Origin of the sequence: Thiohalospira halophila DSM 15071 (assembly GCF_900112605.1) — a bacterium.
GTDB lineage: Bacteria > Pseudomonadota > Gammaproteobacteria > Thiohalospirales > Thiohalospiraceae > Thiohalospira > Thiohalospira halophila.
Genome location: NZ_FOMJ01000006.1, coordinates 194,925 through 207,177 on the forward strand (window position 1 = coordinate 194,925; position 12,253 = coordinate 207,177).

Below are 12,253 nucleotides of genomic sequence, written 5' to 3' on the forward strand. Positions count from 1 at the left end.
AGCACCGCGAGAGGAGAACCGCCCCGTGTGGGATGACCGCTATTCCGATACCGACTTCGCCTACGGCACCGCGCCCAACGCCTTCCTGGCCGAGGAGGTTCACCGGCTGCCGCCGGAGGGCCCCATCCTCTGCCTGGCCGAGGGCGAGGGGCGCAACGCCGTCTGGCTGGCCGAGCAGGGCTACGCCGTGACCGCCGTGGACGGCTCCTCGGTGGGGCTGGAGAAGGCCACGAAGCTGGCCCGGGAGCGCGGCGTCGCCATCGAGTGCGTCTGCTCCGACCTGGCCCACTACACCATCGAGCCCGGGAAGTGGGCCGGGATCGTCTCCATCTTCGGCCACCTCCCGGCCGATCTGCGCCCCCGGGTCCACCAGCAGGTGGCCGAGGGGCTCATGCCCGGCGGCACCCTCCTCCTGGAGGCCTACACCCCGCAGCAGCTGGCCTACGGCACCGGCGGGCCGCCGGTGGAGGAGATGATGATGGACCTGGCCCGCCTGGAGTCCGAACTCCCCGGCCTGGAGTTCGACGTGGCCCGGGAGATCGAGCGGGAGGTCATCGAGGGCAAGTACCACACCGGCGCCGGCCACGTGGTCCAGCTGGTCGCCCGTCGACCGGTCTGACCCCCGGTGCCACGGCCGGACTGGTCTCCCCGGCGGTGGCGATCCAGACTGGGGCCATGACACGTCCCACGCCAGATCGGCCCGGCTGATCCCGTGACCGAGCCGGGCCCCCTCTTCGATATCGGCCTGCTGCTGGCCGTCGGCATGGTCGCCGGGCTCATCGCGGCCCGCTTCGGCCTGCCGCGGGTGGCGGGCTACGTCCTGGCCGGCGTGGCCTTCTCCCCGGGGCTGCTGGGGGAAGCGCTGCGGCTGGAGGTCGCCGCCTGGTCGCCGCCGCTCACCGATGCCGCCCTGGGCATCATCGCCTACCTGGTGGGCGGCTCCATCACCACCGGCCAGCTCCGGCGCATGGGCCGGCTCATCGTCACCACCACCCTGGGCGAGAGCCTGGGCTCGGTGCTGCTGGTGGGCCTTACCCTCTCCGCCCTGCTCTGGTTTACCGGGGCGGAATCCCTCTCCCTGGCCCTGGCGCTGGCCTCGGTGGCCGGGACCACCGCCCCCGCCGCCACCGTGGCGGTGATGCACCAGTACCGCGCCGACGGGCCGCTGACCCGGACCCTGCTGGGCGTGGTGGCGCTGGACGACGCCCTGGGCATCATCGTCTTCTCCCTCGCCCTGGTCCTGCTCACCGGCAGCTCCCTGGTGGGCGCCGGCGAGCGGGCCGCCATGGAGATCGGCGGGGCGCTGGCCCTGGGCGGGCTCGGCGGCTGGCTCCTGGCGCGCTTCGCCCACCTGTTGCGGGAGGACAGCCTGCGGCTGCCGGTGGTCCTGGCCGCGCTGCTGCTGGTCCTGGGAGTGGCCTCGGCCGTGGGCGCCTCCGCCCTGCTGGCGAGCCTGACCCTGGGCTTCGCCGCCCGCCACTTCCAGCGCTCCGGCGGCGAGCGCCTCTTCGCCCCGCTGGAGGCGATGGAGGAGGCGGTCTTCCTGATCTTCTTCACCGTGGCCGGCAGCCACTTCCAGCCGGGGATCTTCGCCGCCCACCCCGAGCTGGTGGCCGGCTACGTCCTCGCCCGCCTGGCCGGCAAGACCAGCGGGGCCTTCCTGGGGGCACGGCTAGGCGGGGCCCCGCCGGTGGTCTCGCGCTGGATCGGCTTCGGCCTGGCGCCCCAGGCCGGCGTCGCCGTGGGCCTGGCGCTGACCCTGGCCGAGCGGCCCGCCTTTGGCGAGGCCGGCGACATCGTGGTGAACGTCATCCTGGCCTCCGTCCTGGTCAACGAGGTCATCGGCCCGCTGGCCGCCTCGCTGGCCCTGCGCCGGGCGGGCGAGGCCGGCGAGGCCCCCAACGGGGAGGATTGAACATGCGCACCGACGAATGGCTCCGCGACCACCCCCGGGACCCGCTGCTGGTCCCCCACGACGCGCCGACGGCCGAGGCCGCCGCCCGGCTGCTGGAGGACGGCCACCGCGACCTCTTCGTCACCGACGACCAGGGCCGCGTCTGCGGCCACATCGGCCACCTGCGCATCGCCCGGCTATTGCTGGCCGAGCAGCGCCCCCGCCTCTCCCGACGCCACCTGCTGGAGCGGGTGGCCGGGGGCACCGCCGCCGACCTCATGGAGCGCCACTTCGCCCACGCCGGCCCCGACGAGGCCCTGGAGGACGTCATCCACCGCCTCCTCGACCACGATCAGGACGAGCTGGCCATCCTGGCCGACGACCATCGGCCCCTGGGCGCCATCGACCTCACCGCCGTCCTGCGCGCGCGCCTGGCGGAGGACGGGGGAGACTGAACCGGCGGCCTCAGCCGTTACCGGGGAGGAAGGGGTAGTCGGTGTAGCCGCGCTCGTCGCCGCCGTAGAAGGTGGACTCGTCCCACTCGTTGAGCGGGGCGCCCTGACGGAAGCGCTCGGGGAGGTCGGGGTTGGCGATGAAGGGCCGGCCAAAGGTGACGAGATCGCAACGCCCCGCCCGGATCCGCTCCCGGGCCTCGTCGGCGGTATAGGCGCCGTTGCCGATGTAGGTCCGGCTGAAGGCGCCCCGGATGGCGTCGATGACCGGCTCCGGCCGGCCGCCGGCATGGTTGCCCTGGAAGCTGTCCTCCACCACCTCGATGTAGGCCGGCCCCCGTTCCTCCAGCGCCCGGGCGAGGACGGTGTAGGTATCCACCGGGTCCTCGTCACGCATGCCGTTGAAACTGCCGGTGGGGCTCACGCGCAGCCCGGTTCGCTCGGTCCCCCAGACCTCCATGACGGCGTCCAGGACCTCCAGGGCCAGCCGGGCACGGTTGGCCGCGCCGCCGCCGTAGGCGTCGGTGCGCCGGTTGCTGTCACTGCGCAGGAACTGGTCCAGGAGGTAGCCGTTGGCGGCGTGGATCTCCACGCCGTCGAACCCGGCCTCGCGGGCGTTCTCCGCCCCGGCCCGGAACTGGTCGATGATCCCGGGGATCTCCTCGGTCTCCAGGGCGCGGGGCTCCAGGACGTCCACCATCCCCGATTCGGCGCTGACAAAGACCATGGCCCCCTCCGGCTGAATGGCCGAGGGCGCCACCGGCCGCTCGCCGCCGGGCTGCAGCTCCGGCCGGGAGATCCGGCCCACATGCCAGAGCTGGGCGTAGATCCGCCCGCCCGCGGCGTGCACCGCCTCGGTGACCCGCTGCCAGCCCCGGATCTGCTCATCCGAGTGGATCCCCGGGGTGAAGGCGTAGCCCTTGCCCTGGGGCGAGACCTGAGTGGCCTCGCTGAAGATCAACCCGGCCCCGGCGCGCTGGCGGTAGTACTCGGCCATGAGCTCCGTGGGCACATCCCCCTCCCCGGCCCGGGACCGGGTCAGGGGGGACATGAGCACGCGGTTGGGCAGCTCCAGGTCGCCCAGGGTGCAGGGCTGAAAGAGGGGATCATCGGTCATGCAGTCGCTCCCGGAAGGGGGTGGTCCAGATGGGGTCGGCCCGACGGGCCGCCCTCCCAGAATAGTACGGCCGGGCCCCGTTCGCCGAATCCGTCGCGAGTCAGGTGCCCCAGGGGGGCCGGGCCCCCTCCACCCGATACTCCCGCTGCAGGGAGCGCAGGAGGCTGAAGCAGGCAAAGACCAGGATCACCGCCACTGGAAGGCCGGCCGCGATGGAGCCGGTCTGCAGGCTGGCCAGGGCCTGCTCGCCCCCGACCACCAGCAGCGTGGCGGCCACCGCCCCCTCCAGGATCCCCCAGATGACCCGCTGGCGCTTGGGCGAGCGGGTACTCCCCCGGGAGATCAGCGCATCCACCACGTGGGTCCCCGAATCCGAGGAGGTGACGAAGTAGGTGGCGATGAGCAGGGTCGCCACCGCCGAGGCCAGCGTCGGCCACGGCAGCTCCGCCAGGGTGACGTAGAGGGCGGTGGTCGTGTCCTCGGCCACCGCGGCGGCGATCCCGGCCTCACCGCCGAAGAGCTCCAGGTGCAGCGCCGTCCCGCCGAAGGTCGCCATCCACAGCCCCACGAAGAGGCTCGGCAGGGCCAGGACGCCGACGATGAACTCGCGAATGGTCCGCCCCCGGGAGACCCGGGCGATGAAGATCCCCACGAAGGGGGACCAGGCGATCCACCAGGCCCAGTAGAACATGGTCCAGTCCTTCTGCCAGGTGGAGCCACCCACGGCGTCGGCGGTAAGGCTGAGCTCGATGAGCTGCTGGAGATAACCGCCGGTGGCATCGAGGAAGAAGCGGATGATGAACAGGGTCGGCCCGGCGAGCAGCACGAACCCCAGCAGGGTGAGCGCGAGCCCCAGGTTGAAGACGGAGAGCCACTTGAGCCCCCGGTCCAGCCCGGAGATCACCGACAGCACTGCGATGGTGGTGATAACCCCGATGAGCCCCACCTGGTGCCAGTGGGAGACCGGCATCCCCACCAGGGTATGCAGGCCGGTATTGAGCTGCATGACCCCCAGGCCCAGGGAGGTGGCCAGACCGAAGAGGGTTCCGAAGACGGCCAGGACGTCGATGACGTGGCCGAAGGGGCCGTAGATCCGGTTGCCCAGCAGGGGGAAGAAGATGGAGCGGATGGTCAGCGGCAGCTGGTAGCGGAAGCTGAAATAGGCCACCGACAGCCCCAGGACCACGTAGACCGCCCAGGCATGGAGCCCCCAGTGGAAGAAGGCGTAGACCATGGCCTGCTCGGCCGCTGCCGGGGTCCCGCCCTCGCCGGCCGGTGGATTCTGGTAGTGGAGGATGGGCTCGGCCACGCTCCAGAAGACCAGGCCGATCCCCATGCCGGCGCTGAAGAGCATGGAGAACCAGGCGACGAAGCCGAAGCGCGGCGCCTCGTCCGGCGAACCCAGCCGGATCCGGCCGTAGCGGCTGAGCCCCAGCCAGATCAGGAAGGCGAGGAAGAAGGTCACCACCACCAGGTACAGCCAGCCCAGGTACTCGGTGATGAAACCCTGGATGCTGGAAAAGACCCGGTTGGCCTGTTCCGGCAGGAGGACCCCGTAGAATACGAAGGCGAGGATCACCCCGGCGGAGGCGGTGAAGACCGCCGGGTTCACCGTGGCGAAGAAGGCGCGGAACCAGGCGAGCGGGCCGGTCTTCGCTTCGGCCGGCGGCCCGGGTGGCGGGGTCTCCGGCTCACTCATCGCCGGGCGCCCCTTCCCCCCCGGCCTCGTCGATGTAGTTCTCGTAGACCCCGGTCAGCTCCGCCTCCGCCAGGATGCGGCCGTCCACGGCGCGATTGAACTCGGACCGCGTCGCCCCCTCGGCCAGTGCCAGCTCCCCGTCCAGTGCCAGCACGCGGAATCGGTAATGGTGGCGCCCCTCCGGCGGATTGGGGCCGGTATACCCCACCTCGCCGAAGCTGTCCGTCCCCAGCCGGACCCCCTCCGGCAGGGCGCTCGCGTCCAGGTGACCCGTCTCCGGCGGGATGTTCCAGGCGAGCCAGTGGGTCACCTCTGCACCCAGGGGTGAGTCCTGGTCCTCGATGACCACCGCCAGGCTGCGCGCCTGGGCCGGCACCTCCCGGAACTCCAGGGGCGGGAGTTCATTGTGATTCACCGGCGTGTAGCGCGCCGGAATGGTCTCGCCATCGTCGAAGGCCGGGCTGGTCAGGCGCATGCTGCCTCCTGCGCGGATGCGGTCCGGCCCTTGAGCATACCTCCTGCTCCGCCTCCGCCAAAGGGGAACCCAAGGATCCCCGATATCCGTGTCATTGCAATCCTGCAACACCTGTGAGAAAAAACTGGCCACCATCGACCCCCTCCCGGGCAAGGGACTGTTCGAGCAACCGGAGAGTTGTATCAGCTTGGACTCGCAAACCGACGTCAACGGCATCCCCGTGGAGTGGCACGCCGACGGGGAAGGCCTCCGCTTTGCCGGGGTCGAGGGGATCATCCTGTGGAAGGATCCCTCCCTGCGCGGCCTCCTGGCCCCCCTGCGGGATGCCCTGGGCGAGGCCCTCTACGCCCGCCTTATGGCGCGGGACGTCGCCGCCAGCAGCCGGGCGGACAGCGACCTCATCGCCGCCGCCCCGGACCTGGCCAGCGGCTTCCGGGTCTTCGCCGACACCGTCGCGGCGGCGGGTTGGGGCCGCTTCCGCCTGGAGACCCACGACGCCGGAGCAGCCACCGCCCGGGTCACCCTGGAATACCCCTGGGAGCTGGAACTCTTCCCCGACGCGACGCCGGAGCACGCCCTGCCCTTCGCCGAGGGCAAGCTCACCGGGATCTTCTCCCACCTGTTCGCCACCCCCTGCCGCGCCACCCCCGAACAGGTCACCACCAGCGGCGCTCCGCGGGCCGTCTTCAGTGTCGCCCCGGCCCAACGCGACCTGGACAAAGAGCTGCGCGATCTGGAGAAGACGGACGGCCTCACCGTCGAAGAACAGCTGCGCGCCGCCAACCAGTACCTGCGACTCCACCAGGAGGAGCTGGAGAGCCGCGTGGAGGCGCGCACCCGTGCCCTGGAGCAGGCCGATCGCTACAACCGCCTCCTGCTGGACGCCATCCCCGAGGGGATATTCGGCGTCGACCGGGAGGGTCGGTTCACCTTCCTGAATCCCGCGGCACAACGGCTGCTGGGCCACGACCCCGAGGCGATCCGGGGCCACGCGGCCTGGACCCTGCTACAGCCCGGGCGGGCCGATACGGACAACGGCCCCGGGGCACCGGAATGCCCGGCCCACTGCGTCCTGGGACGCGGCGAGGCGTGCCACGTCGACGATGACACCTTCCGGACCGCTGACGGCGCGGACATCCCGGTGAGCTACTACTGCGCGCCCCTCTACCAGGAGGGCGAGGTGACCGGCGCCGTGGTGACCTTCCGCGACATCCGCGACCAGAAGGCCGCCGAGGCGGAGCAGCGCCACCTGCTGGAGGTCCTGAGCGCCCGCGCCTACCACGACGACCTCACCGGCCTGCCCAACCGGCGCCACCTGGTGGAGCGACTGGACGGCGCGCTGGAGAGCCCTGGCGGCGACGAGCTGGCCCTGGTCCTCCTGGACCTGGATCGCTTCCAGGAGGTGAACGACAGCCTGGGCCACGCCGCCGGCGACTGGCTCCTGCAGCAGGCCGCCGGCCGCCTCCACGCCCTGCTGCCCACCGGCGGCGAACTGGCCCACCTGGGCGGCGACCTCTTCGGCATCCTCCTCCACCCGGCCCCGGAGGCGGGCACCGTGGCCAACCTGGTGGAGGGCATGCTCGCCACCCTCCACGAGCCCTTCACCCTGGACGGCGAACCGGTGCGGGTCTCCGCCTCCGCGGGCATCGCCCGCGGCCCGGGGGATGGCCTGGGCGGCGAGTCCCTCCTGCGCAGCGCCGACACGGCCCTGCATCGCGCCAAGGATGCCGGCCGCGGCACCTGGCGCGCCTATACCTCGGAGCTGACCACCGCCGCCCGGAACCACCTCAAGGTAGCCACGGAGCTGCGCGAGGCCGTGGCCCAGGGGGACCTGGTGGTCTACTACCAGCCCCTGGTGGATGCCTCCACCGGCGACATCATCGCCGCCGAGGCCCTGGCCCGCTGGCACCACTCCGACTACGGCTGGGTGCCGCCGGACCAGTTCATCCCCGTGGCGGAGGAGACCGACCTCATCCTCGGTCTGGGCGAGTGGGTCCTCACCACGGCGGTGGCCCAGGTGGCCAGCTGGCGCCGCCAGGGGCTGCGACTGCCGCGCCTCTCCGTGAACCTCTCCCCCCGCCAGCTCCACCAGCGGGACCTGGCCGACACCGTGGGCGGCATCCTCGCCCACAGCGGCCTGGAGCCCTCGGTACTGGAGCTGGAGATCACCGAGAACGCCTTTCTGGAGGAGCAGATCCGCACCGGCGGCCTGCTGGACCAGCTCCACGGCCGCGGCGTGACCCTGGCCATCGACGACTTCGGCACCGGCTACGCCTCCCTGGCCTACCTCAAGCACCTGCCGGTGGACCGCATCAAGCTGGATCGCTCCTTCGTCCAGGGCCTGCCCACGGACAACGCCGACCTGGCCATCAGCCGCTCGGTGGCCGCCCTGGGCCAGAGCCTGGACGTGGGCATCGTCGCCGAGGGGGTGGAGGGGCCGGAACAGGCGGGCTGCCTGGCCGACCTGGGCATCGCCGAACTCCAGGGCTTCTACTTCGGCCGCCCGCTGCCGGCCGGCACCTTCACCGACTTCCTCCAGTCCGGCCCCCGGCGTCGACCCGAAAGCTGCTAGCTGCGGCCAGTCCTGCTAGCCTGCCCCCATCATTCCCGACGGAGCCCGATAATGGCCGACGACTACCGCCCCGCCCTGGCCGACTACTTCGACGAACTGGAGGCGCGCTACGCCGACGCCAATGGCGACTTCTCCTTCGATTCCCTCAGTGACGAGGAGCTGTTGAAGATCGAGGAGCTGGCGCGCCACGCCATCTACGAGGATGGCCAGGTAACCACCCAGGAGAAGCTCAACCTCCAGCCCCTGCTGGACCTGGTGGGCAAGCAGCGCGCCAAGCGCGGCCTGCCGCCGGCCACCCACTGAGGCCGCTGCAAACTTGCAAGGTAGCAACGCGGCCGCAAACCGTGGCAGATTATCCACCAATGATCGTGATCCTTTGCGGACCGCCCACTCAGGGAGAGAACACCCATGCGCACCACCTCGCTCGTAGCCATCACCTTTGCCGCCCTGGTCGCCGCCGGCTGCGGCTCCACCCCGGAAGAGGAGCCCGCCCCCTCCGGGATGCAGGAGGTCGCCATGCCGAGCTGGTATGACACCACCCGCACCGCCGACGAGGGCGAGGGCATGATCTACGGCTACGGCATGGGCGAGAGCTCCAGCCGCCGCCTGGCGGTGGAATCCGCGCAGGCCGAGGGCCGCCGCGCCATCGCCGGCTACATCGCCACCGAGGCGGCCGGCCTCATCGAGGAGAGCACCACCGAGATGGGGAGCGAGGCGCGGGAGACGGCGCGGGCCGCCTTCGAGACCTTCGTCGATCAGCGGGTCCACGGCATCCGGCCGGACCGGAGCGCCCTCTACAAGGATGAGGACGACAACTTCGTCGCCTACTACCGCATGGCCGTGGACCAGGCCCTCTTCGACGAGATGCTGGACGAGGCCATGGAGAGCGAGCAGGTGGCCGAAGAGCTCGGCCCCGATCACCAGGAGGCCATGGAGAGCCTGAAGAAGCGCCGGGAGGCGAACTGATGTACAGGACCCTCCTGCCTGCCAGCCTCGCCGTGCTGTTCGCGGTCACCGGCTGCTCCTCGCCGGAACCCGTCGAGGACGGGATGGACCAGCAGCGTCAGCACGAGCGCGCCATGGATGAACTCGACCAGCGCCGGGACGACGCCCTGGACGATATGGACGAACGCCTCCAGCGCGACGACTAGCACCATGCCTCGCACTCTGCCCCTGGTGGCGGCCCTTCTGGTCGCCACCCTCCCCGGTTGTGCCCTGCTGCCGGCGACCGGCCCCGATGCCGGCCAGCTGGCCGACCAGGGCCGCCAGGCCGTACCCGATACGGCCTCCACGGTGTACGGCCACGGCACGGGCCCCACGCGGGAGGCGGCCCGGCAGGCCGCCAGCCGGGAGCTGGCCCGCGCCCTGCTCACCCACGTCCGCGCCGAGCTGCGCATCCACGAGCAGGAGCTGGCCGACGGCGGCGGCGCCCGCAGCGGCCGCCGGCTGGAGAGCGCCACCGCCTCCCTGGCCAATGTCACCCTGGAGGGCGTTACCGTGGACGCCGCGCGGGAGGGGCGGAACGGCTGGTACGTCCGCGCCGCCATCGAGCGCCAGCGGCTGGACGAACTCCGCCAGCGCGCCCGGCGCCAGGCCGCCGCGCTAGCCTGGTTCGAGATCACCGTGGCCGAGGAGCAACCGGGCCGCGCCATCCGCGCCGCCCTGCGCGGGCTCACCGTGGCGGCGCGCACCGGCGTCATCGAGGAGGCCGTCTACCACCCCGAGGTGGGGAACACGACCTTCGGCGCCTGGTTCGAGCAGGTCATCCTCGAGCGCAGCGGCGACCTGCGCATCCTGCCCCTGGTGGAGGAGGACGGGGTCCGGCTGGCCGTGATCCACGCCGACAGCTACCGCCCCCAGCCCGGCTTCCCCCTGGAGGTCGACGGCCAGCGGCTGACCACCGACGAAGAGGGCATCACCGCCGCCCTCAAGGGCAAGACGCTGGCCGGGGGCACCGCCGTCCGCATCCCCGACAGCCCCCTGCCCACGCGCTACCGCCGGCTGGCCACCCTCAACCCCGACCGCTGGGCGGACCTGGAGCGGGGCGAACTCTTCATCCACACCGAGCCGGCCGGCGCCACCGCCCTGGTGGACGGGCGCGGCACTACCACTCCGGGTCGCCTCCCCCTGGAGCCGGGGGAGTACACGCTGGAGGTCACCGACGCCGGGGAGCGGCGCGGGGCCGAGACCACCATCGACCTGGCCGAGGGCGCACCCTACGCCTACGCCACCCTGGAGCTGGCCGAACGCCACTTCGGCCGGCTGGACCTGCGCGTGGCCGACGACGACGCCCGGATCCGGATCACCCGGGGTCCCCGCAAGGACGCGACCCGGCACGAGGCCCGAGGCGCCCTGGAGAGCCGCCTGGACGTGGGCCGCTACGACGTCGCCATCGACTACCCCGAGGACGAGGACTACCAGACACTGACCGACGACATCCTCCTCCACGAGGACGAGACCGTCGCCCGGGACTACATCGCCCCGCCCTCCCGCCAGCCCTACACCGAGGGCTCCCGCGGCGGCTTGACCCTGCTCTCCCTGGGCGACCAGTTCGGCCAGGAATTCGCCCTGCCCGGCGAGAACGGGGGCGAGGACACCCTGGGCGAACTGGAGGAAGAGCACGGCGCCAGCCAGGACAGCGTGGGCTTCATGCTGCTGGGCCAGCTCCAGGGCTTCTGGTCCAACCACCTCACCCTCTCCGGCGAGGTGGGCATCGCCATGAGCAACATCAGCGCCGACCACTTCGAGGAGCAATACGGCGAGGGAGAGCTCACCGTCTTCCAGGTCCGCAGCGCTCTGGGCGCCGGCCTCTGGTTCCCGGCCGGCGAAAACCGCGCCTTGTGGGCCACCTACAACCTGGGCGTGGCCAACGCCTCCTGGTCGGAGCCGGAAAGCGGCTACCCCTACGACGACCCGCCCGGCGGCTCCGTTACCAACAACCTCGCCTTCGCCGAGGTCGGCCTCGCCGGCTCCGGCTACAGCGTCGCCCTGCGCCTGCCCCTGGACGAGCGCACCGGCGCCCACTTCACCCTCACCTGGCCGCTGATGTCCACCGACATCGAGCGCGGCTACCGACGCGAGGCCACCCGCCCGGCGCGGGAGGGCGAGGAGTACACCAAGCCCTGAACACCAAGGAGAGCCCATGCCACGGAAGCGCACCCTCGCCGCCCTTACGGCGACCCTCCTCATCCCCCTGGCGCACGCCGAAAGCCTGCGTTGCGGCAACGACCTCGTCCGCCCCGGCGACACCCGTGGCGAGGTTCGCGCCGCTTGCGGCCCGCCGGACCGGACCTACAATCTGGTGAATGAACGGGGCGCCACCATCGGCCAGCGCGCCATCTACGCCCCCGACCCCAACCGCCACGCCCGCGCCGTGACCTACGACGGCGAGGAGGTCACCAGGGTGGAGCGGCTGGAATAGCAACAGCTTTCTCTGTTACTTTGAAGGGGCGATGGCGTCGGTGGGCCGCTCCCCATAACCGGCGCCGGGCCATCGGGCCGGGGCGGCGGCTTTCGATGCTTCCTCCCCCAGCGCCACATCTCGCTCACCCTGGGTGATGCCCCCCGATTACTTGTTGCCCCTTATGGATCTGGAATCCCGCGGGCATGGGGACACCAATTCCGGCTCTTCGCGGCCCAGATTCAGTTCGGTTCATCCCCGCCGGCGCGGGGAACACAGCGCCACGGCGCCGCCGGTGCGCTTCTTAACCGGTTCAGCCCCGCGGGCGCGGGGAACACGCATCGGCCAGGGCTTTCGATTCTTCCTCGCCCGGTTCAGCCCCGCGGGCGCGGGGAACACTCGGGCGGCGCCAGGATATTGAACGATTCCACCGGTTCAGCCCCGCGGGCGCGGGGAACACCAGCTCCTGGTCGCACCAGTCGCGCACCTCCGCGGTTCAGCCCCGCGGGCGCGGGGAACACGCGGCCGCGATCAGGGCTGCAATCCGCGTTGCCGGTTCAGCCCCGCGGGCGCGGGGAACACAGAACGACACGAACCGTCATCGCCGACAAAATCGGTTCAGCCCCGCGGGCGCGGGGAACACG

Annotated in this window: 12 protein-coding genes and 1 CRISPR repeat array; of the genes, 9 read left to right on the forward strand and 3 right to left on the reverse strand. The window is 71.6% G+C overall.

What is annotated here, in order from left to right; genetic code table 11:
• The first annotated feature begins 25 nt into the window (after positions 1–25).
• The 3 genes from BM272_RS09805 to BM272_RS09815 all read left to right on the forward strand — a co-directional run bounded on the left by BM272_RS09805 (position 26) and on the right by BM272_RS09815 (position 2,349).
• Complete coding sequence (locus BM272_RS09805; protein ID WP_093428604.1) at positions 26–619, forward strand: SAM-dependent methyltransferase; 594 nt, start codon at positions 26–28, stop codon at positions 617–619.
• Positions 620–712: 93 nt separating this feature from the next.
• Positions 713–1,915, forward strand: coding sequence for a cation:proton antiporter (locus tag BM272_RS09810; RefSeq protein WP_093428605.1), 1,203 nt, complete (start codon positions 713–715; stop codon positions 1,913–1,915).
• Positions 1,916–1,917: 2 nt separating this feature from the next.
• A complete protein-coding gene (locus BM272_RS09815) occupies positions 1,918–2,349 on the forward strand; it encodes a CBS domain-containing protein (RefSeq protein WP_093428606.1) in 432 nt (143 codons plus the stop codon).
• Positions 2,350–2,359: 10 nt separating this feature from the next.
• On the opposite strand, the gene BM272_RS09820 is transcribed toward BM272_RS09815, so the two are convergent.
• From BM272_RS09820 to BM272_RS09830, 3 genes are all read right to left on the reverse strand, one after another.
• Positions 2,360–3,463, reverse strand: coding sequence for an alkene reductase (locus BM272_RS09820; protein WP_093428607.1), 1,104 nt, complete (start codon positions 3,461–3,463; stop codon positions 2,360–2,362).
• Between the two features lie 100 nt (positions 3,464–3,563).
• Complete coding sequence (locus BM272_RS09825) at positions 3,564–5,162, reverse strand: BCCT family transporter (protein ID WP_093428608.1); 1,599 nt, start codon at positions 5,160–5,162, stop codon at positions 3,564–3,566.
• On the reverse strand, positions 5,155–5,637 hold the full coding sequence (locus BM272_RS09830; RefSeq protein WP_093428609.1) for a YbhB/YbcL family Raf kinase inhibitor-like protein: 483 nt from the start codon (positions 5,635–5,637) through the stop codon (positions 5,155–5,157). Before BM272_RS09830 ends, BM272_RS09825 begins: the two co-directional genes overlap by 8 nt.
• A gap of 187 nt (positions 5,638–5,824) precedes the next feature.
• Between BM272_RS09830 and BM272_RS09835 the strand changes: the two genes are divergently transcribed.
• The 6 genes from BM272_RS09835 to BM272_RS09860 all read left to right on the forward strand — a co-directional run bounded on the left by BM272_RS09835 (position 5,825) and on the right by BM272_RS09860 (position 11,630).
• Complete coding sequence (locus BM272_RS09835) at positions 5,825–8,209, forward strand: EAL domain-containing protein (protein WP_093428610.1); 2,385 nt, start codon at positions 5,825–5,827, stop codon at positions 8,207–8,209.
• A gap of 51 nt (positions 8,210–8,260) precedes the next feature.
• A complete protein-coding gene (locus BM272_RS09840; RefSeq protein WP_093428611.1) occupies positions 8,261–8,512 on the forward strand; it encodes a hypothetical protein in 252 nt (83 codons plus the stop codon).
• Between the two features lie 105 nt (positions 8,513–8,617).
• Positions 8,618–9,175 carry an LPP20 family lipoprotein gene (locus tag BM272_RS09845; RefSeq protein WP_093428612.1) on the forward strand — a complete coding sequence of 186 codons (558 nt, stop codon included), beginning with the start codon at positions 8,618–8,620 and terminating at the stop codon, positions 9,173–9,175.
• Positions 9,175–9,360 (forward strand): hypothetical protein, encoded by a 186-nt coding sequence (locus tag BM272_RS09850; protein ID WP_093428613.1) that lies wholly within the window; start codon positions 9,175–9,177, stop codon positions 9,358–9,360. Before BM272_RS09845 ends, BM272_RS09850 begins: the two co-directional genes overlap by 1 nt.
• Before the next feature lie 4 nt (positions 9,361–9,364).
• Entirely contained in the window at positions 9,365–11,335 is a 1,971-nt protein-coding gene (locus BM272_RS09855) for a PEGA domain-containing protein (protein WP_093428614.1), read from the forward strand.
• Between the two features lie 16 nt (positions 11,336–11,351).
• Positions 11,352–11,630 carry a DUF2845 domain-containing protein gene (locus tag BM272_RS09860; protein ID WP_093428615.1) on the forward strand — a complete coding sequence of 93 codons (279 nt, stop codon included), beginning with the start codon at positions 11,352–11,354 and terminating at the stop codon, positions 11,628–11,630.
• A gap of 227 nt (positions 11,631–11,857) precedes the next feature.
• Positions 11,858–12,252: a CRISPR direct-repeat array (repeat unit 29 nt; unit sequence CGGTTCAGCCCCGCGGGCGCGGGGAACAC).
• Position 12,253: the final 1 nt, after the last annotated feature.

Bases quoted from the DNA above. Each gene is read 5' to 3' on its own strand.
- BM272_RS09855 (WP_093428614.1), top strand. From the start codon at position 9,365: ATGCCTCGCACTCTGCCCCTGGTGGCGGCCCTTCTGGTCGCCACCCTC.
- BM272_RS09845 (WP_093428612.1), top strand. From the start codon at position 8,618: ATGCGCACCACCTCGCTCGTAGCCATCACCTTTGCCGCCCTGGTCGCC.
- BM272_RS09820 (WP_093428607.1), bottom strand. From the start codon at position 3,463: ATGACCGATGATCCCCTCTTTCAGCCCTGCACCCTGGGCGACCTGGAG.
- BM272_RS09840 (WP_093428611.1), top strand. From the start codon at position 8,261: ATGGCCGACGACTACCGCCCCGCCCTGGCCGACTACTTCGACGAACTG.
- BM272_RS09815 (WP_093428606.1), top strand. From the start codon at position 1,918: ATGCGCACCGACGAATGGCTCCGCGACCACCCCCGGGACCCGCTGCTG.
- BM272_RS09850 (WP_093428613.1), top strand. From the start codon at position 9,175: ATGTACAGGACCCTCCTGCCTGCCAGCCTCGCCGTGCTGTTCGCGGTC.
- BM272_RS09830 (WP_093428609.1), bottom strand. From the start codon at position 5,637: ATGCGCCTGACCAGCCCGGCCTTCGACGATGGCGAGACCATTCCGGCG.
- BM272_RS09825 (WP_093428608.1), bottom strand. From the start codon at position 5,162: ATGAGTGAGCCGGAGACCCCGCCACCCGGGCCGCCGGCCGAAGCGAAG.
- BM272_RS09860 (WP_093428615.1), top strand. From the start codon at position 11,352: ATGCCACGGAAGCGCACCCTCGCCGCCCTTACGGCGACCCTCCTCATC.